Source organism: Streptomyces sp. bgisy159 (assembly GCF_057707805.1).
The window spans coordinates 1-21,714 of record NZ_JBYIQX010000070.1 but is presented as its reverse complement, the minus strand read 5'-3'; the positions used below and the strand labels follow the sequence as shown (position 1 = coordinate 21,714).

At 73.5% G+C, this 21,714-nt stretch carries 4 protein-coding genes and 1 pseudogene; all 5 read right to left on the bottom strand.

The annotated features are described in order from the left end of the window. A pseudogene (locus tag AC3ET3_RS34625) lies at positions 1–1,911 on the bottom strand (type I polyketide synthase); the annotation flags it as partial. Positions 1,912–2,210: 299 nt separating this feature from the next. Next, complete coding sequence (locus AC3ET3_RS34620) at positions 2,211–3,008, bottom strand: futalosine hydrolase (RefSeq protein WP_432157670.1); 798 nt, start codon at positions 3,006–3,008, stop codon at positions 2,211–2,213. Beyond that, positions 3,005–4,072: a glucose-1-phosphate thymidylyltransferase gene (locus AC3ET3_RS34615; RefSeq protein WP_432140045.1), complete on the bottom strand. Its 1,068-nt coding sequence runs from the start codon at positions 4,070–4,072 to the stop codon at positions 3,005–3,007. Before AC3ET3_RS34615 ends, AC3ET3_RS34620 begins: the two co-directional genes overlap by 4 nt. Positions 4,073–4,125: 53 nt before the next feature. Beyond that, the gene (locus AC3ET3_RS34610) at positions 4,126–19,065 is read right to left on the bottom strand and encodes a type I polyketide synthase (RefSeq protein WP_435613584.1); all 14,940 of its coding nucleotides are present in this window, start codon (positions 19,063–19,065) and stop codon (positions 4,126–4,128) included. 45 nt (positions 19,066–19,110) lie between these two features. Continuing rightward, on the bottom strand, positions 19,111–21,714 hold a 2,604-nt coding region (locus AC3ET3_RS34605; protein WP_435613583.1), incomplete at its 5' end, for an SDR family NAD(P)-dependent oxidoreductase.

Here is a 21,714-nt window from a genome sequence, read left to right as displayed (position 1 = left end):
CCCGAACGACTCCACCAGACGGAACAACGCCACCTCAAGCGCGAACAACGTCGGCTGCGTCCACTCGGTGCGATTCAACCGCTCGGCATCCGCACCGAAGACGACCTCCCGCAACTCCTCCCCGACATGCCCGCACACCGCGTCGAACGCCTCCGCGAACACCGGGAACGCCTCATACAACTCACACCCCATCCCCGACCGCTGCGCACCCTGACCCGAGAACAGAAACGCCGTCCTGCCCTCGCTCGTCGTGCCGACGAGAGTCCGGGTCCCGGTCTCCCCCCGCTCCAACTCGACCAGTTCGGCGAGGAGTGCGGCTCGGTCGTGACCGCGGACGGCCGCCCGGTGCTCGAAGGCGGTGCGTGTGGTGGCGAGGGAGGCGGCCAGGTCGTAGAGGTCCGTGTCCGGGTGGGCGGTCAGGTGGGCGGCCAGGCGGCCGGCCTGGGCGCGCAGGGAGTCCTCGTCCCGGGCGGACAGGAGCCACGGGAGGACCGGCAGCAGGGCGCGCGGGGCGGTTTCGACGGGGTTCTCGTCCGCGGTGGGTTCGGGTGCCTGCTCGATGACGACGTGGGCGTTGGTGCCGGAGAGGCCGAAGGCGGACACGCCGACGCGTCGCGGGTGGTCGGTGTGCGGCCATTCGGTGGGGCCCGTCAGGAGCTTGACGTGTCCTGCGGCCCAGTCGACGTGGGTGGAGGGGCGTTCGGCGTGGAGTGTGGGCGGCAGGACGCCGTGGCGGAGGGCGAGGACGGACTTGATGACGCCGACGACACCGGCGGCGGCCTGCGTGTGGCCGATGTTCGACTTCACGGAGCCGAGCAGCAGCGGGCGGTCGGCGGTGCGGCCCTGGCCGTAGGTGGCGAGGAGGGCCTGCGCCTCGATGGGGTCGCCGAGGGCGGTTCCCGTGCCGTGCGCCTCGACGGCGTCGATCTCGGTCGCGGGCAGGCCGGCGTTGGCGAGTGCGGCGAGGATGACTCGCTGCTGGGAGAGGCCGTTGGGGGCGGTGAGGCCGTTGGAGGCGCCGTCCTGGTTGACCGCGCTGCCGCGCAGCACGGCGAGCACCCGGTGGCCGTTGCGGCGGGCGTCGGAGAGCCGTTCCACGATGAGGGTGCCGGCGCCCTCGGCCCAGCCGGTGCCGTCGGCGTCGTCGGAGAAGGCCTTGCAGCGGCCGTCTCCGGACAGGCCCCCCTGCCGGCCGAACTCGGTGAAGGCACCGGGGCCGGACATGACGGTGACGCCGCCGACGACCGCGAGGGAGCACTCCTTGGAGCGCAGCGACTGGGCGGCGAGGTGCAGGGCGACGAGGGACGAGGAGCAGGCGGTGTCGACGGTGACCGCGGGACCCTCCAGGCCGAGCGCGTAGGCGACGCGGCCGGAGAGGACGGACATGGAGTTGCCGGTGAGCAGGTGGCCGCGGACGTCGTCGGCGACCTCGCGCAGGCCGGAGGCGTAGCCCTGGTCGCTGCATCCGACGAAGACGCCGGAGCGGCTGCCGCGCAGGGTGGTGGGGTCGATGCCGGCCCGTTCGAAGGCCTCCCAGACCACTTCGAGCAGCAGCCTCTGCTGGGGGTCCATGGCGAGCGCTTCTCGCGGGGAGATGTCGAAGAAGGCGGGGTCGAAGCGGTCGGCGTCCGGCACGAAGCCACCGCGCCGGCGGTCTCCGTCGGTACCGTCCGCCGCGTCGGGGGCGGGCCAGCCGCGATCCGTGGGCCAGTCCGTCACCGCGTCCGTCCCCGAGGCCAGGAGGTCCCAGAAGTCGTCCGGTGTGCGTACGTCGCCGGGCAGCCGGCAGCTCATGCCGACGATGGCGACGGGCTCCTGCTCGCGGGCCTCCAGCTGCCGCAGCTTGCGCCGGGTGGCGTGGAGATCGACGGTGACCCGCTTGAGGTAGTCCCGAAGCTGCGCTTCCTTCGTCATGGACTGCCCCCATGCTGTTCGGTTCGGTGACGGAACGGAGTGCGCGCCGGGGCTCCGCGCGTCGGCCCGGGGCGCCCGGTGGGCATGGGTCCGACGGAGTGCTCCGCGTGCGGTGGGGACAGCATGACCCGGGTGACGAGGCTTGTTCGGCGCCCGGCGGGGTTCTCTGGGGAAACGCTTGGAGTTCGGCCGCGCAGCGTCGTTCGCGCAGGCCCAAGCAGTGTCCCGCGGGGCCGTGCACGGCGGGGCGGGTCCCCGAACGACCGCCCTGTAGCGATGAGTTCGCGTTCGAGCGGTCAGCTCGGGCGGTCAGCCGCGAGGGGGTGGGCGCCGTGGGCGAAGACGGGGCCGAGCACGGCGAAGGCGTCGCGGAGAGCGGCGAGAGCGTCGGGAATACGCCAGGCCGCGCGGTCGCGCGGCCCGACCGGGTTGGAGACGGTACGGACTTCCAGCATGGGAATCCCGTGCGCGGCGGCGGCCTCGGCGACGCCGAAGCCCTCCATGGCTTCGGCCGCCGCTGCGTGGTGCTTCCGGAGCGTGCGGGCCCTGTCCTCGGTACCGGTGGCGGTGGAGACGGTGAGTACCGGCGCGTGGACGGCGCCGAGGGCGCGGGCCACGGCGGCTGCCAGGTGCGGCGGGCAGGTGTGCTCGGAGGTGCCGAAGCCGAGGCGGTCGACGGGCAGGAAGCCGTCGGGGGTCTCGCAGCCGAGGTCCGCGGCGATGACCCGGTCGGCGACCACGACGGAGCCCATCGCGGCGACGGGGGCGAACCCGCCGGCGATGCCCGCGCTGATGACGAGGTCGTACGGTGCCTCCCGGGCGGCCGCCAGGGCGAGCGCGGCGCCCGTGGCGGCCGCGGCCGCGGCGGGGCCCACTCCTCCGGCCAGCAGGTCCGCGGTCAGCGGGCGGCGGCGGGAGGCCGACGGCGCCCGGCGGGTGTCCCCGCAGGTCACCGTATCGGAGCAGGTGAGACGGAGCAGTTCGCGGCCCGGCGGGCCGGAAGCGGCGACCGCGACGGCGGGACCGAAGCCGGAGATCACGGCGTCGCGCTCGGCCTCGACCGCAGTGACGATGAGCAGGCGGACGGGTTTCATGAGGAGATCTGGACCTGCCCGTGGTCTCCGATGACGAGGCGGTGGGCGGCGGGCAGCCGCGGTGTCAGCGTGACCTTGACGTTGCGCCCGACCAGTGACGCGGTGACGCGCCTGATGTGCTCGAAGGACGACTCCCGCAGCACGATGGAGTACTCGATCTCGCTGTGTGTGATGCGGCAGTCCTCCGCCACCGATGTCGACGGGCCGATGTAGGAGTCGGTGACCACGCTGCCGGCGCCGATGATGGCGGGGCCGACGATGCGGGAGCGGCGGACCTCGGCGCCCTCCTCGATCCTGACGCGTCCGATGATCTCGCTCTCCTCGTCGACGGATCCGTCGACGCGGGGCTGGAGGCGTTCGAGGAGTGTGCGGTTGACCTCCAGCATGTCGGTGACGTTGCCGGTGTCCTTCCAGTAGCCCGTGATGACGGTGGAGCGTACGGTCATTCCCTGGTCGATCATCCACTGGAGGGCGTCGGTGATCTCGAGTTCGCCGCGGGCCGAGGGCGGGATGGCCCGTACGGCTTCGTGGACGGCCGTGGTGAACAGGTAGACGCCGGCGACGGCGAGGTCGCTGCGCGGCCGGCTCGGCTTCTCCTCCAGCTCGACGACGTTGCCGTGGTCGTCGGTCACCGCGACGCCGAAGGCCGTGGGGTCGCCGACCCGGGTGAGGAGGATGTGCGCGTCGCGGGGGTCCTTGCGGAACTCGTCGACGACGTCACTGATGCCGTCGAGGACGAAGTTGTCGCCGAGGTACATGACGAAGTCGTCGTCGCCGAGGAAGGGCTGGGCGATGAGGACGGCGTGGGCGAGCCCGAGGGGCTCGTTCTGCTGGATGTAGGTGACGTCGAGTCCGAAGGCGGAGCCGTCACCGACGGCTGCCTGCACCTCCGGTGCGGTGCTGCCGACGATGACGCCGACATCGGTGATGCCTGCCTCGGCGATGGCTTCGAGGCCGTAGAAGAGGATCGGTTTGTTGGCGACCGGGACCAGTTGTTTGCTGGAGGTGTGGGTGATCGGTCGCAGCCGCGTACCGGATCCCCCCGCGAGCACGAGAGCCTTCATGTTCCATCCAGATCACGGGTGACGGGTGGGTGAGGGTGGGTGGGGCGGTGGGGTCAGGCCTCGTCGAGGTCGCCCTCGAGGAAGGCGCGCAGTTCGTCGTCGGACACCTCGTCGGTGTCCGGGCCGGCCGGATCGGGCAGGGTGGCGCCGTCCAGCCGGTCCAGGAGGCCGCGCAGCCGGGCACGGAGCTGACCGTGCAGCGCGCCGTCCACTGTGCTCTCGCTCAACTGTGTTTCCAGTGCGCTGAGTTGATCGAGCAGCGGCGGGGTGTCGGCGGACCGGTCCGCGGGTTCGATGCGCTCCAGGAGGTGCGCGGCGAGCCGCCGCGGCGTCGGGTAGTCGAACATCAGAGTGGCGGGCAGTCGTACGCCGGCGAGGGCGCCGACGCGGTTGCGGAGCTCGACTGCGGTCAGGGAGTCGAAGCCGCTGTCCAGGAAGCCCCCTTCGGGGTCGAGGGACTCGGGGCTGTCGTGCCCGATGACCAGGGCCGCCTGGGTGAGTACGACGTCCAGGACGGCGGTGTGCCGGTCGGCGGGGGCGAGCCGGGCCAGCCGTGCGCGCAGTTCGCCGCCCGCCGGTGCCGCCGGAGCGCCGGTCTGCGCCGGGGCGGCCGGGTGCCGGGTGCGGGCCGGGACGAGGTCGCGGACCAGGTCGGGCACGGTGCCGTCGGAGGCCCGCAGGGTGGCCGGGTCGAGGTCGGCGGGCGCGTACCAGGGTTCGGGGGCGCGCAGTGCCGCGTCGAGCAGGGCCAGTGCGTGGCCGGTGTCCATGGGGCGCAGTCCGCTGCGGGCGATACGGCGCAGGTCCGACGTCCCGAGTGTGCCCGTCATGCCTCCGCGTTCGGCCCACAGGCCCCAGGCGAGCGACCGGATCCGGCGTTCCGGGGTGTCGTGGCGTGCGGCGAAGGCGTCGAGGAAGGCGTTGGCGGCCGAGTAGTTGCCCTGTCCGACGCCGCCGAGGGTGCCGGCGAGCGAGGAGCAGAGGACGAGCTGGGCGCCGGTGTCGCGGGTGAGTTCCTCCAGGAGGACGGCGGCGTCGGCCTTGGGGCGCAGCACCGTGTCGAGGCGTTCGGGGGTGAGGGACTGCACGATGCCGTCGTCGAGGACGCCGGCGGTGTGGACGACGGCGGTCAGCGGACGGTCGGCGGGCACCGCGCCGAGCAGCCCGGCCAGGGCGTCGCGGTCGGCGACGTCGCAGGCCGCGACGGTGACGTGGGCGCCGAGTCCGGTGAGTTCCTCGCACAGTGCGGGCATGCCGTCGGAGGCGGCGCCGCGCCGGCCGGCCAGTACCAGGGAGCGCACTCCGTGGGCGGTGACCAGGTGGCGGGCCATCTGTCGGCCCAGTACACCTCCCGCGCCGGTGACCAGCACGGTGCCGTCGCCGACGACGGGGGTGGCGCCGGCGGACGGGGCGGCGGGGCCGGCGGGCGGAGCGGCGGGGCCGGCGGGCGGAGCGGCGGGACCGGTCCTGGTGAGGCGTGGTGTCAGGGCGGTGCCGTCGCGCAGGGCGATCTCGCTCTCCCCGAGGGCCAGTACGGACGGCAGCCGGTCCAGGGAGGCAGGGCTGCCGTCGTGGTCGACGAGGGCGAAGCGTCCCGGGTTCTCGGCGCGGGCCGCGCGGATCAGACCCCAGACGGCGGCCTGGGCGGGGTCGGTGCACGATGCGTCGTCGGGTCCGGCCGTCACGGCGTTCCGGGTGAGCAGCACGAGCCGGGACCCCGCGAGGGAGTCCTGGGTGAGCCACTCGGTGACGAGGCGCAGGGCGTGGCCGGTGGCGGTGCGGGTGGCGGCGCCGAGGTCGGTCGCGGTGTGGGTCTCCGGCACGGCGGCAAGGACGGTTCCGGGTACGGCCGTCGCGGTGGTGGCCCGCACCAGCGCGGCGGGGCCGGCGTGACGGACGGCGTCCGGGAGGGCCGGTGCCGGGTCGCCGAGCAGGTGCACGGTCCCGGCCGGGGCCGTGCCGGGTGCGGCGGGCGTCCAGCGGATCCGGTGCAGCGCCCCGCGGCCGGGGGCGGCCGGGAGGGCAGCGGTGTCCACGGGCCGCAGTGCGAGGGTGTCGATGTCGGCGACCGGCTGCCCGGTGCCGTCGAGAAGGGTCACCCGGTAGGTGTGTCCGGCCAGGGGGGTGAGGCGGACGCGCAGGGCGGTGGGCCCGGCGCGGTGCACGGTGACGTCGGTGAAGGTGAACGGGACGACCGTGCCGCCCGATCCGTCGGCGGTGAGGGCCACCGTGTGCAGGGCGGCGTCCAGGAGCGCGGGGTGGATGCGGAACCGGTCGGTGCCCTGGAGGTGTTCGCCGTCCTCGGGGGCGACCTCGGCGTACACGGTGTCGCCGTCGCGCCATGCGCCGCGCAGCCCGCGGAAGGCCGGCCCGTAGGCGAAGCCTCCGCCGGCGATGCGCTCGTACAGTCCGCTCACCTCCACGGGGCTCGCGCCCTGCGGCGGCCAGGCGGTGGGCAGGGGTGCCGGGGCGGTGGCGGCGGGGGTGCCGCCGAGGGTGCCCTCGGCGTGCCGGGTCCAGGGGCCGGGGGCGGCCTCGTCGCGGGTGACGGGCCGGGAGTGGACGGTCAGCGCGCGGTCGCCGTGGTCGTCGGGTGCGGTGACGGTGACCTGGAGCCGGACCGCGCCGTCCTCGGGGAGGACGAGCGGGGTCTGCAGGGTGAGATCGGCGACGCGGGCGGCGCCGGTGTGGGCGCAGGCCTCCATGGCCAGGTCGAGGAACGCGGTACCGGGGAAGAGGATCCGGCCGTCGAGGGCGTGGTCGGCGAGCCAGGGCCTGCCGTCCACGGACACGGTGCCGGTCAGGACGGTCGCCGAGCCGTCGGCCAGCGGCACGGCCCCCGTCAGCAGGTGGTGGCGTACGGGTTCGAGGTCGGAGCGGTGGACGTCGGGGCCGGTCGCCTCCAGCCAGTAGCTGCGCCGCTGGAACGGGTAGGTGGGCAGGTCGGTGCGGCAGGCGCCGGTCGGGGCGAACCAGGTCTCCCAGTCGACGTGGTGGCCGCGGGTGTGCAGCCGGGCGAGGGCGGAGGTCAGCGAGGCCTCCTCCTCGGTGTCGCGGCGCAGCGCCGGGACGAGGGCGGCGTCGCCGTCGACGCACTCCCCGGCCAGCGCGGTGAGGACGCCACCGGGGCCGATCTCGACGTAGGTGGTGACGCCCTGTTCCTCCAGGGCGCGGACGCCGTCGTGGAAGCGGACGCCGTCGCGGACCTGGCGCACCCAGTAGCCGCCGTCGAACGGTTCGCCGTCGGTGACGGGACGGCCGGTGACGGTGGAGACGACGGTCGTCGCGGGCCGGCCGTGGTCGATCTGGGCGGTGTGGGCGGCGAACGCGTCGAGCATGCCGTCCATGTGGTGCGAGTGGAAGGCGTGGCTGACGTTGAGTCGGCGCGTTTTGCGTCCCCGGGCGGCCAGTTCGGAGGCGACCGCGGTGACGGCCTCCTCGTCGCCGGACAGGACGGTGGCGTGCGGGCTGTTGAGGGCGGCGACGGCGACCCGGTCCCCGTGGGCGGCGAGGAGGGGGGTCACCTCGTCCTCACCGGCCTGGACGGAGACCATGATTCCGCCCGGGGGCAGTGCGCCCATGAGACCGCCGCGTACGGCGACGAGCCGGCAGGCGTCCTCCAGTGTGAGGACGTCCGCGACATGGGCCGCGGCGATCTCACCGACGGAGTGACCGAGCAGCGCGTCGGGCCGTACGCCCAGGCTCTCCAGGAGCCGGTACAGGGCGACCTGCACGGCGAAGAGACCGGCCTGCGTGTAGGCGGTGTGGTCGAGGAGTGCCGCCTCCTCCGTGCCCGGGTCGGCGAACAGCACGTCGCGCAGCGGCGGTTCGGGGCGTGCGCCGAGGCGCGCGTCGGGGTGTGGTTCCAGGTGGGTCTCGAGGTGGGCGCAGACCTCGTCGAGGGCGTCGGCGAAGACCTCGTAGCGCTCGTACAGGACCCGCCCGGTGCCGGCCTGCTGGGCGCCCTGTCCGGAGAAGAGGAACGCCACCTTGCCGCCGCGGGCCCGCTCCACGACCGGCAGCGGGTGGTCACGGCCTTCGGCGAGGGCGGTGAGCGCTTCGGCGAGGGCGTCCGTGCCGGCGGTGACGACGGCCGCCCGGTCGTCGTGGTGGGCGCGGGTGGTGGCCAGGGACAGGGCGAGGTCCGCCGGGGCGCTGTCCGGGTGGTCGGCCAGGTGGTCGAGCAGGCGTCGGGCCTGGGCGCGCAGTGCGGCGGTACCGCGCGCTGACAGCAGCCAGGGCAGGACGCCGGGGGTCCGGCCGGCCGTCCGGGCCGGCTCCGTGGTGTCGGCGGCGTCCGGTTCCTGGAGGATGACGTGCGCGTTGGTGCCGGACACCCCGAAGGAGGAGACGCCCGCGCGGCGCGGGGTGTCGCCGGCGGTCCAGGCCCGCTCCTCGTGCAGCAGGCGGACCGCCCCGGACGACCAGTCGATGTGCGGGGAGGGCTGCTCGGCGTGCAGGGTGCGCGGCAGGACGCCCTGCCGCATCGCCATCACCATTTTGATGACGCCCGCGACACCCGAAGCGGCCTGGGTGTGGCCGATGTTGGATTTCAGGGCACCCAGCCACAGTGGCCGCTCGGCGGGCCGGTCCGGCCCGTAGACCGCGAGCAGGGCCTGCGCCTCGATCGGGTCGCCGAGGGTGGTGCCGGTGCCGTGCGCCTCGACGGCGTCGATGTCCCGCGGGGACAGTCCGGCGGAGGCGAGGGCCTGCCGGATGACGCGCTGCTGTGCGGGTCCGCTGGGCGCGGTGAGCCCGTTGGACGCGCCGTCCTGGTTCACGGCGGACCCGGCCACCGTGGCGAGCACGGGGTGGCCGTTGCGGCGGGCGTCGGAGAGACGCTCCAGCAGCAGCAGTCCGACGCCTTCGGCCCAGCCCGCTCCGTCGGCCTCCGCGCTGAACGCCTTGCAGCGGCCGTCGGGCGACAGGGCGCGCTGCCGGCTGAACTCGACGAAGGTGTCCGGGGTGGAGATCACCGTCACCCCGCCGGCCAGGGCGAGTTCGCACTCGCCGGACCGCAGGGCCTGCACGGCGAGGTGCAGGGCGACGAGGGACGAGGAGCAGGCGGTGTCGACGGTGACCGCCGGGCCCTCCAGACCGAAGGTGTAGGCGATGCGGCCGGAGGCGACGCTGCTCGCGCTGCCGGTGGCGAGGTAGCCCTCCAGTTCCTCGGGGGCCCGTCCGGCGCGGCTGCCGTAGTCGTTGTAGTTCGAGCCGACGAACACGCCCGCGCGTGCGCCCCGCAGCCGGTCCGGGCCGATACCGGCGCGTTCGAACGCCTCCCAGGATGTCTCCAGCAGCAGCCGGTGCTGCGGGTCGATGGCGACGGCCTCCCGGGGCGCGATGCCGAAGAACGCCGGGTCGAACCGGTCGGCGTCGTGCAGGAACCCGCCGTGCCGGGCATAGGAGTGGCCGGTGCGCTCGGGGTCGGGGTCGTAGAGGCTGTCGACGTTCCAGCCGCGGTCGGCGGGGAAGGGGGTGATGGCGTCGGTGCCGTCGGCGACGAGCCGCCACAGTTCCTCCGGCGAGGTGACCCCGCCGGGGAAGCGGCAGCCCATGCCGACGATGACGACCGGGTCGTCGTCCACGGCCGCCGCGGGCAGCTGGGGTCGATCGTCTTCGGCCGGGTCCGCGCCGAACAGTTCACGGTCCAGGTGGGCGGCGAGGGCGCTCGCGGACGGGTGGTCGAAGGCAAGGGTGACCGGCAGGCGCAGCCCGGTGGCCTCGGCGAGTCGGTTGCGCAGTTCGACCGCGGTCAGCGAGTCGAAGCCCAGGTCGCGGAAGGCGCGCCCGTCGGGGACGGCGTCGGCGTCGGCGTGGCCCAGCACCGCGGAGGCCTGCCCGCGGACCTCGGCCAGCAGCGCCGCACGGCGCTCGGCGGGCGGCAGGGCGGCCAGCCGCTTGACCGGCGCCGGCCCGTCGACGGCGTCGCTCTCCTTCTTCTGTACCGCGCCGTCGGCCACGAGTGCCGTGCGGGCCTCGGGAAACTCTCGCAGGGCGGCGAACGCGCGGGCGGTGATGAGCTTCCAGTCGACGTCGGCGACGATCAGGAACTCCTCGTCCTGGTCGAGCGCCTTCTGCAGGGCGGCGATGGCCAGTTCGGGGTCCATCGGGGGAACACCGTCGCGGCGCAGCCGCTCCGCGACCTCCTCGCCGACCATGCCGCCGCCGGACCAGGTGCCCCAGCCGACGGAGGTGGCGGGCAGTCCCTCCGCCCGGCGGCGCACGGCCAGGGCGTCGAGGAAGGCGTTGGCCGCGGCGTAGCTGCCCTGTCCGGGGCCGCCGAGGGTGCCGGCCATGGACGAGAAGAGCACGAACGCGTCGAGATCGAGGTGCCTGGTGGCGGCGTCGAGGGCGAGCGCCGCGTCGGCCTTGGGGCGCATGACGCCGTGTGCCCGCTGCGGGGTCAGGGCGTCGATGAGTCCGTCGTCGATGATGCCGGCGGTGTGCACGACAGCGGTCAGTGTGCCGCCGCCCGGCAGGTCGTCGACGAGCCGCCGCACCGCGTCGGCGTCGGCGACATCGCAGGCGACGGCGGTCGCCGTGGCGCCCAGCTCGGCGAGTTCCGCGACGAGTTCGCCGGCTCCGGGTGCGTCCGGACCGCGCCGGGAGGCGAGCACCAGGTGCTCGGCCCCGCCCTGGGCGAGCCAGCGGGCGACGTGCCGGCCGAGTCCGCCGGTTCCCCCGGTGACCAGGACGGTCCCGGACGGCCGCCAGTCGCCGTCGGGCCGGGGCCCCTCACCGGCGCGCACCAGCCGGCGGGCGAAGAGCCCGGACGGCCGTACCGCCAGATGGTCCTCTTCCAGTGTGCCCGACAGTGCGGCGACCAGACGGCGCGCCGCACGGCCGTCCAGCGTCTCGGGCAGGTCGATGAGACCGCCCCAGCGCTGTGGGTACTCCATGGCCGCGATCCTGCCCAGCCCCCAGCACATCGCCTGGAGCGGGGTGCGCAGTACGTCACCGCGGTGCACGGACACGGCGCCGCGGGTCGCGCACCAGACGGGCCCGTCGACCCGGGCGTCGCCGACCGCCTGGAGCAGCGCGGTGGTCAGTACCAGGCCGGTGGGCAGCACGCCCTCGGCGGACCACGGCGACTCGTCCAGGGCGAGCAGCGAGAGCACGCCGCCGATCTCGACGCCGTCGGTGCGGTGCCGCACGAGGTCGGCCATCCGTTCGCGTTCGGCGGCGTCCGGTCCGGCGACCAGCAGCAGCGCCCCGGCCGACCGCTCGTCGACCGCCTCGCGGACCAGTCGTACCATCGGGTCGCTCTCGTGTCCGGCGGGCACGACGATCAGCCAGTTGCCCGGCAGGCCCTCGACCCGGCCGGACTGCTCGGCGCGCGGCCGCCAAGCGACCCGGTAGCGCCAGCCGTCCAGCGTGGAGCGGTTGATCCGGTCACGTCGCCACGAGGACAGGGCGGGGACGACTTCGGCGAGCGACCGCACGTCCTCGATCCCGAGGCTCTCGGCGAGGGAATCCACGTCGTGGTTCTCGATGTTGGCCCAGAACCCGTCGTCCACCAGGTCGACGGCGCCCGGGCTCCGATCGTCGGCGCCATGGTGCGGGGCGACGGGCTGGAGCCAGTAGTGGCTGCGCTGGAAGGGGTAGGTGGGCAGGTCGACCCGGTGCGGCGACCGGTTCGCGAAGACCGGGGCCCAGTCGACGTCGAGCCCCTTGGTCCAGGCCTCGCCCAGTGAGAGGTGGAAGCGGTCCAGACCGCCCTCACCACGACGCAACGACCCGATGACCGGCGCCTGCGAACCGGCGGCCTCGACGGTCTCGGCGACCGGCACGGTCAGCACCGGGTGCGGACTCATCTCGACGAAGGCTCCGTGACCGGACTCCACCAGTCGCCGCACGACCGGTTCCAGCTGCACCGTCTGACGCAGGTTGCGATACCAGTACCCGGCATCCGTCAGCGCCGAATCGACCCACTGCCCGGTCACCGTCGACAGGAACGGCACCGACGGCTCCAACGCCACCACCGGAGCCAGCACCTCGGCCAACTCGGCCTCGATCGCCTCCACATGTGCCGAATGCGACGCATAGTCCACATCGATGCGCCGCACCCGAACGTTGTCGGCGTCCGCGTGGGCGACCAGCTCGTCCAGAGCGTCGGCGTCACCCGACACCACCGTCGAGGTGGGACCGTTCACCGCCGCCACCGACACCCGACCCGGCCACCCCGCCGCCAACTCCTGCGCACCCCGCGCCGGCAACGCCACCGACACCATCCCCCCACGCCCGGCCAACGCCACAATCGCCCGCGACCGCAACGCCACCACCCGCGCACCATCGACCACACTCAACGCACCCGCCACCACCGCAGCAGCGATCTCACCCTGCGAATGCCCCACCACCGCAGCGGGCCTGACACCGTACGACTCCCACACCGCCGCCAGCGACACCATCACCGCCCACAACACCGGCTGCACCACATCGACGCGGTCGAAGCCGGGGGCACCCTCCACCCCCCGCACCACATCCACCAACGACCAGTCCACGAACTCACCCAACGCCTCACCACACTGAGTGAACCGGGCCGCGAACACCGGACACGTGTCCAGGAGCTCCACCGCCATCCCCACCCACTGCGCCCCCTGCCCCGGGAACACGAACACCGGCTGGACGGACTCGCCGTTGTGCGGCGCCACCCCCCGGACGAGCCTGGTGTCGGCTGTACCGGCGGCGAGGGCACGCAGACCGTCCAGCAGGGCGGAGCGGTCGGCGCCGACCACGACGGCGCGCTCCTCCAGAGCGGCACGGCCGGTGGCCAGCGTGTGGGCGACGTCGAGCGGGTCGGTGTCCGTGCCCTCCAGGCGGGCCACGAGCCGCAGGGCCTGCTCACGCAGCGCCGGCCCCGAACGAGCCGACACCACCCACGGGACGGCTGCCTCGGGCCGGCTGAAGGGGTCCACTTCCGGGGCGGTTTCCGGTTCCGGTTCCGGCTCCGGTTCCTCCAGGATGACGTGCGCGTTCGTCCCGCTGACGCCGAAGGAGGAGACGCCCGCCCGACGGGGTCGGTCGTTCTGCTCCCAGGGGCGTGCCTCGGTGAGGACCCGGACCTGTCCGGCGGACCAGTCGACGAAGGTGGAGAGTTCGTCGGTGTGCAGGGACTTGGGCAGGGTGCCGTTGCGCATCGCCTGGACCATCTTGATGACCCCGGCCATACCCGAGGCTGCCTGCGCATGCCCGATGTTCGACTTCACCGACCCCAGCCACAACGGCCGGTCGCCCTCGCGTTCCTGGCCGTACGTGGCCAGCAAGGCCTGAGCCTCGATCGGATCGCCGAGTTTCGTGCCCGTACCGTGCGCCTCCACCACGTCCACATCCGCGGCGGACAGTCCGGCATCCGCCAACGCCGCACGGATCACGCGCTGCTGGGACAGACCGTTGGGAGCCGTGAGGCCGTTGGACGCGCCGTCCTGATTGATCGCCGAACCCCGCACCACGGCGAGGACCTGATGGCCGTTGGCCCGTGCGTCCGACAGACGCTCCAGGAGCAGGACACCCACGCCCTCGGCCATTCCCATGCCGTCGGCTCCCGCGCCGAACGCCTTGCAGCGCCCGTCGACGGCGAGGCCGCGCTGGCGGCTGAAGCCGATCAGTCCGACCGGCTCGCCCATGACGGCGGCGCCGCCGGTCAGCGCGAGGGAGCATTCACCGGACCTCAGCGACCGCATGGCCTGGTGCATGGCGACGAGTGCGGAGGAGCAGCCGGTGTCCATGGTCACGGCCGGTCCTTCGAGGCCGAGCGTGTACGAGATGCGGCCGGAGGCGATGCTGGTGACCGTGCCGGTGATCAGGTGCCCTTCGAGCCCCTCCGGGACCTCGCCGGATGCTCCGTAGCCCTGGTGGGAGACACCGACGAACACGCCGGTGTCGCTGCCGCGCAGGCTGTCGGGGGCGATGCCGGCCCGCTCCAGGGTCTCCCAGGCGGTCTCCAGCAGCAGTCGCTGCTGCGGGTCCATCGCGGTCGCCTCACGCGGCGAGATGCCGAAGAAGGCCGCGTCGAACTCGGCCGCGTCGTAAAGGAACCCGCCGTCCCGGGCGTAGGTGGTTCCCGCCCGGTCGGGATCGGGGTCGTAGAGGCTCTCCGCGTTCCATCCGCGGTCGACGGGCAGACCGGACACGGCATCGGTCTCGTCGAGGACGAGCTGCCAGAGGTCCTCGGGCGAGTGTGCGCCGCCCGGGAAGCGACAGCCCATGGAGACGATGGCGATCGGCTCGTCCTCGTGCGCCGGGCCGGCCGCGGGCAGGACCGGGAGCGCGGCGGTCTCCTCGGCGGCGCGGTCGTCGGCGAGGTGTCCGCGCAGGTGGCGTACCAGCTCGCGGACGTTGGGGTGGTCGAAGACGATGGTGGCGGGCAGGGCCAGGCCGGTCGCCTCGTTGAGGCGGTTGCGCAGTTCGACCGCGGTGAGGGAGTCGAAGCCGAGTTCGCGGAAGGCGCGGGTGGCGGCGATGTCGTCGCCCTGGGCGTAGCCGAGGACGGCGGCGACGTGGGTACGGACCACGTCGGTGAGGGCCCGGTCGCGTTCGGCGGGGGGCAGGGCGGCGAGTTCGGCGCGCAGCCCGCCGCGCCGGTCGGCGGCGCTGTCGAGCACGGCCTCTTCGGCCTTGATCGCCTCGGCGACTTCGGGGACCTCGTGCAGCAGCGGTCTGGGGTGGGCGGCCGTGAAGACGGGGACGAAGCGTTCCCAGTCGATGTCGGCGATCGCGAGGAAGGTCTCGTCGTGGTCGAGGGCCTGCTGGAGGCCGGTCACGGCGATGTCGGCGTCCATGAACGGGATCCCGCGCCAGCGCAGTTGTTCGCGTACGACGTTGACGGCCATGCCGCCGCCTTCGGGACTCCAGATGCCCCACGCCAGGGACGTCCCGGTCAGACCTCGGGCCCTGCGGTTCTCGGCGAGGGCGTCGACGTAGGCGTTGGAGGCGGAGTAGGCGCCGTGGTCGCCGCTGCCCCAGGTTCCCGCCACGGACGAGTACAGGACGAAGGCGTCCAGCCGGTCGTGGGCGAAGAGTTCGTCGAGGTTCGCCGCCCCGAGGAGTTTGGCGCGGGCGCCCTCGGCGAAGAAGCCCGGCTCGGTGTCGACGAGTGGGGCGAGCATGCCGACACCGGCGGTGTGCACGACGGTGCGGATGGCGGGGCCCTCGGACTCGACCCGCCCGACGAGGCGTCGGAGCGCGTCCCGGTCGGCCACGTCGCAGGCGGCGATCGTCACCCGGCAGCCGAGGTCGGTCAGCTCCCGTTCCAGCTCGGCCGCCCCGGGCGCGTCGGGACCGTGCCGGCTGGTCAGCACCAGGTGTTCGGCACCGTTGCGGGCCAGCAGACGGGCCGCGTGTGCGCCGAGCCCGCCGGTGCCGCCGGTGACGAGCGCGGCGCCGCTGGTGCGCCAGGTGCGCGCCGCAGCACGGCCGGCGAGCGGCGTGCGGATCAGCCGACGGACATACGTTCCCTGTGCGCGCAGGGCGACCTGGTCCTCCTCGCCCCGGGTGGCGAGGAGGGCGACCAGCCGACGTGCGATGTCGTCGTCGACATCCGCGGGCAGGTCGAGCAACCCGCCCCAGTGCCGGGGATGTTCGAGAGCCACCACACGTCCGAGACCCCACAGGGCAGCCTGAACGGGTTGGTCGACGGCGTCGCCCTCGGCACCGGTTGCGACGGCTCCGCTGGTGAGGAACCACGTCCTGGCGTCGATGCCGGCGTCCAGCAGACCCTGGACCAGGAGCAGCGAGGAGACCATGGCCGAGGTGGCACCGGAGTGTTCCGGCGCCGGGCCCTCGTCGAGGGCCAGCAGGGAGACAACACCCTGCGTGGGGGCGCCATCGGTCCGGGCGACGGCGGCGGCGAGCCGTGAGGCGATCTTTCCGCGGTCGAGGTCGTCGGGCCCCATGACGAAGGTGACAACGGTCGCCCCGGCCCGGCCCAGTGCGTCGGCGACACCGCTGACCAGCGGTGATCCAAGATGCTCGGCGGGTACGACGAGGAGCCAGGTGCCGTCGACCGTGTCGCCCTCCGGGAGTCGGTGCGGCCGCCACACGATCCGGTAGCGCCAGCTGTCCAGCCGGGCGCGGCCCTCCCGCTGTCGATGCCAGGCGGAGAGCGCGGGAACGAGGTCGCCGAGACCTTCGGTGCCGTCCAGTCCGAGCGTGCCGGCCAGCGCCTCCAGGTCGCCTTCCTCCACGGTCCGCCAGAACGCCTCCTCGACCGGGTCCGCGGCGACCGCCGGCTTCGGCGCGTCCAGCCAGAAGCGGCTGTGCTGGAACGGGTAGGTGGGCAGGTCGACCATGCGCGGCGACAGCCCCTCGAAGGCCGGGGCCCAGTCCACCGACACCCCCGCGGCCCACGCCTCGCCCAGGGAGAGGTAGAAGCGGCCCAGGCCGCCCTCACCACGACGCAACGACCCGACAACCACAGCCTCCGCACCGACGGCCTCCACCGTCTCGGCGACCGGCACGGTCAGCACCGGGTGCGGACTCATCTCCAGAAACGCCCCGTGCCCTTCGGCGATCAGCGCGGTCACGGCCGGCTCCAGCTGCACCGTCTGACGCAGATTGCGATACCAGTACCCGGCATCCGTCAGCGCCGAATCGACCCACTGCCCGGTCACCGTCGACAAGAACGGCACCGACGGCTCCAACGCCACCACAGGAGCCAGCACCTCCGCCAACTCGGCCTCTACCGCCTCCACATGCGCCGAATGCGACGCATAATCCACATCGATCCGCCGCACCCGAACCCCGCCGGCCTCCGCACGGGCCACCAGCTCGTCCAGAGCACCGGCATCACCCGACACCACCGTCGAAGCAGGACCGTTCACCGCCGCCACCGACACCCGACCCGGCCACCCCGCCGCCAACTCCTGCGCACCCCGCGCCGGCAACGCCACCGACACCATCCCCCCACGCCCGGCCAACGCCACAATCGCCCGCGACCGCAACGCCACCACCCGCGCACCATCGACCACACTCAACGCACCCGCCACCACCGCAGCAGCGATCTCACCCTGCGAATGCCCCACCACCGCAGCCGGCCTGACACCGAACGACTCCCACACCGCCGCCAACGACACCATCACCGCCCACAACACCGGCTGCACCACATCGACGCGGTCGAAGCCGGGTGCACCCTCCACCCCACGCACCACATCCACCAACGACCAGTCCACGAACTCACCCAACGCCTCACCACACTCAACGAACCGAGCCGCGAACACCGGACACGTATCGAGGAGCTCCACCGCCATCCCCACCCACTGCGCCCCCTGCCCCGGAAACACGAACACCGGGTCCACGGTCGCGCCCGGGCTTTCGGTGAGGCCGCGCGTCACACCGGCGGGCCGCTCACCTCGTGCCAGGGCGTGCAGGCCGTTCAGCAGGGCGGAGCGGTCGGCGCCGACCACGACGGCGCGCTCCTCCAGAGCGGCACGACCGGTGGCCAGCGTGTGGGCGACGTCCGCGGCGGACAGGTCGGCGGACTCCACACGGTCGGTCAGTCGCTGTGCCTGCTCCCTCAACGCGGCTTCCGTCCGTGCCGACAGCAGCCAGGGCAGGACGGCGTCGGTCGTGCCCGGTTCTCCGGCCGGAGGCCGAGTGACCGGTGCCTGCTCGAGGACGACGTGGGCGTTGGTGCCGCTGCCGCCGAAGGAGGAGACGCCCGCTCGGCGCGGCCGTCCCGTCTCGGGCCAGTCGACGGCCTCGGTGAGCAGACGCAGGGTCCCGGTGGACCAGTCGACGTGCGGGGTGGGTTCCTCCCCGTGCAGGGACTTGGGCGCGATCCCGCGCCGCAGCGACTCGACCATCTTGATGACGCCCGCGACACCGGAGGCAGCCTGGGTGTGGCCGATGTTGGACTTCAGGGAGCCGATCCAGAGCGGGTGGTCGGCGTCGCGTTCCTGCCCGTAGGTGGCCAGGAGTGCCTGCGCCTCGATCGGGTCGCCGAGTTTCGTGCCCGTACCGTGCGCCTCCACGACGTCCACGTCCGCGGCCGACAGGTCCGCGTCGGACAGCGCCGCGCGGATGACGCGCTGCTGCGAGGGGCCGTTCGGAGCGGTCAGGCCGTTCGAGGCCCCGTCCTGGTTGATCGCCGAGCCACGGATGACGGCGAGGACCTGGTGCCCGTTGGCCTCGGCGTCCGACAGGCGCTCCAGGAGCAATACCCCTACGCCTTCGCCCCAGCCGGTGCCGTCGGCTCCGGCCGCGAAGGGCTTGCAGCGGCCGTCTGCGGCCAGTCCGCGCTGGCGGCTGAACTCGACGAAGTTGCGCATGCTGGCCATGACGGTGGCACCGCCGGCGACGGCCATGGAGCACTCACCGTTGCGCAGTGACCGCACCGCCAGGTGAAGCGCGACCAGCGACGACGAGCACATGGTGTCGAGGCTGACGGCCGGGCCCTCGAAGCCGAAGCTGTAGGCGATGCGGCCCGACAGGACGGCGGCGGACCCACCGGTCAGCAGATGTCCCTCGATGCCCTCGGGGGCGCGGGTTCCGTCGGGGGCGTACGCCTGGTTGCTGGCGCCGACGAAGACGCCGGTGGAGCTGCCCCGCAGGGTGGTGGGGTCGATGCCGGCCAGCTCGAACGCCTCCCACGTGGTCTCCAGCAGCAGCCGCTGCTGGGGGTCCATCGCGGTCGCCTCACGCGGCGAGATCTCGAAGAACCCGGCGTCGAAGTCGGCCGCGTCGTGGAGGAAGGCGCCGTGGCGGACGTAGCTGGTGCCGATGCGCTCCGGGTCGGGGTCGTACAGCCCGTCGATGTCCCAGCCGCGGTCGGTGGGCAGGTCCGAGACGGTGTCGACGCCGTCGGCGACGAGCTGCCACAGCTCCTCGGGGCTGCGCACACCGCCGGGCAGATGACAGGCGGTCGCCACGATGGCGATGGGCTCGTGCGCCCGCGTCTCCAGCTCGTCGAGCCTGCGGCGGGTCTGCCGCAGGTCGGTGGTGACGCGCTTGAGGTAGTCCCGCAGCTTGTCCTCGGTGTTGCCCGTGTTGCCCATGCCAGTCAGCCCTTCGAGAATCGGGAAGTCGTGTCGGGGGACCGCTCAGGAGATCCCGAGTTCCTTGTCGATCAGGTCGAACATGTCCTGGTCGGAGGCGCCGACCAGTTCCTCGTCCACGGCCGCGGAGGCCGGCTCGCCGGTGGGTGCCGACGCCCAGGTGTCGAGCAGGCCGCGCAGCGCGTCCGCGAGTTCCTTCCGGTCGGTGGGGTCGGCGGTGGCGCGGTAGGCCGCCTCGACCTCCCTGAGCCGGGGGTCGAGCCCGGGGGCGCCGTCGTCGGTGGGGAAGAGCTCCGCGTCGAGGTGGTCGGCGAGCGCGTTCGGTGTGGGATGGTCGAACACGAGGGTCGCGGAGAGCTTGGTGCCGAGGGCGGCACCGAGCCGGTTGCGCAGTTCCACGGCGGTCAGCGAGTCGAAGCCCATGTCGCGGAAGGCCTTTCCGGGCCTGACCGCCTTCGCCGATCCGGAGCCGAGGACCGCTTCGGCATGCGTCCGGATCAGCTCCGCCAGCCGGCGCTTGCGCTTGGCCGGCGTGAGCGCGGCCAGCTCACCGCGCAGCCCGCTCGCGGCGCCGGAGACGTCCGCCGCCTGCCGAGCCTCGTCCTCAGCCTGTTGTGCCGCCAGCAGGGCCCGCACTTCCGGGATCTCCTCGATGAGCGGGCGGTTCCCGTGGGCGCAGTACGCCGCTACGAAGCGTTCCCACCGGATGTCCGCCACGACGACGGTGGTGTCGTCCGCCGCCACCGACTCCCGCAGGGCCCGTACGGCGAGCCGCGGCTCCATGGCCGGCACACCCCGTCGCAGCAGCTGGTCCCCGACCTCGGCGTCGACCATTCCGCCGCCCGCCCACGCACCCCACGCGATCGCGGTGGCGGGCAGCCCCGCGGCCCGGCGGGACTCGGCGAGGGCGTCCAGGTGGGCGTTGGCCGCGGCATACGGTGCCTGACCGCCGTTGCCCCATACGCCGGCGCCGGAAGAGAAGAGGACGAAGGCGTCCAACGCGCGTCCAGCGAGCAGGTCGTGCAGGTTCTGGGCACCGACGACCTTGGCATGCATCAGGTCGACCGCCTCGTCGGTGTCGACCCGGGTGAGCGGACGAGCCCGGTCGACGGCGCCCGCGGTGTGCACGACCGCCGTCAGCGGCGGTTCGTCGGGCAGGCCCTTCAGGAGCTCTGCCAGTGCGTCCCGGTCGGCCACGTCGCAGGCGGCGATGGTCACCCGGCAGCCGAGGTCGGTCAACTCCTGCGCCAGTGCGGCCGCTCCGGGTGCATCGGGGCCGCGCCTGCTGGTCAGTACGAGGTGCTCGGCTCCCTCGCGGGCGAGGTCCCGGGCCACGTGGGCGCCGAGGGCGCCCGTACCGCCGGTGACGAGCACCGTGCCGCGCGGTCGCCACACCGGCGCCGGGGCCGAGCCCGTGGCGGGGAGAGGGGAGCGCACCATGCGGCGGACGCGGATGCCGACGGACCCGCTCCGGAGCGCGAACTCGCTCTCCGCGTCGGGGCTTCCGCCCGCGGCCAACAGCGTGGGCAGGTGGGTGAGGACGTCGGTGGAGCCGTCGGCCGGAAGGTCGACCAGGCCGCCGGCCCGCTCGGAGTCGTCCAGCGCGGCCACCCGCAGCAGACCCCACACGGCAGCCTGACCGGCGTTCGGCATCCGGTCGCCGTCGAGCGGGACGGCTCCACGGGTGAGCGTCCAGAGCCCGGCGCGCACCTCCGTGTCGGTGAGCGCTTGGCTCAACGCCATGGCGGCCAACAGGCCCTTGGAGACACCGGGGCTGCGCTTGTCCGGTTCGTCGTGGAGCGTGAGGAGCGAGAGCACACCGGCCGGCGTGGTGCCCAGGTGCAGCACAGCGGCTTCGAGCAGTTCGGCGAGAACGACACGGTCCGCCTGTTCGGGCACGGCAACGGGCACGACACTCGCCCCCGACTCCTCCAGCACACGGCGGGTTCGCACCGTGAGGTCGTCGCCGGTTCGGGTCTCGGGTACGACGATCAGCCAGTCCCCCGCGAGGGGGCGCTCGTCGGGAGCTTCGAAGGGCCTCCACACCACGCGGTATCGCCAGTTGTCGAGCAGGGTCCGCTCATGGCGGGTGTGGCGCCAGGCGGCCAGTGCCGGTACGACGGCCTCCAGACCCTCCTCGACACCGAGCGTGCCAGCCAGCGCCTCCAGGTCGCCTTCCTCCACGGTCCGCCAGAACGCCTCCTCGACCGGGTCCACGGCGACCGCCGGCTTCGGCGCGTCCAGCCAGTAACGGCTGTGCTGGAAGGGATAGGTGGGCAGGTCGACCATGCGCGGGAACAAGCCTTCGTAGGCAGGCGTCCAGTCGACGGGCACGCCTGCGGCCCACGCCTCGCCCAGGGAGAGGTAGAAGCGGCCCAGGCCGCCCTCACCACGACGCAACGACCCGACAACCACAGCCTCCGCACCGGCGGCCTCGACGGTCTCGGCGACCGGCACGGTCAGCACCGGGTGCGGACTCATCTCCAGAAACGCCCCGTGCCCTTCGGCGATCAGCGCGGTCACGGCCGGCTCCAGCTGCACCGTCTGACGCAGATTGCGATACCAGTACCCGGCATCCGTCAGCGCCGAATCGACCCACTGCCCGGTCACCGTCGACAAGAACGGCACCGACGGCTCCAACGCCACCAC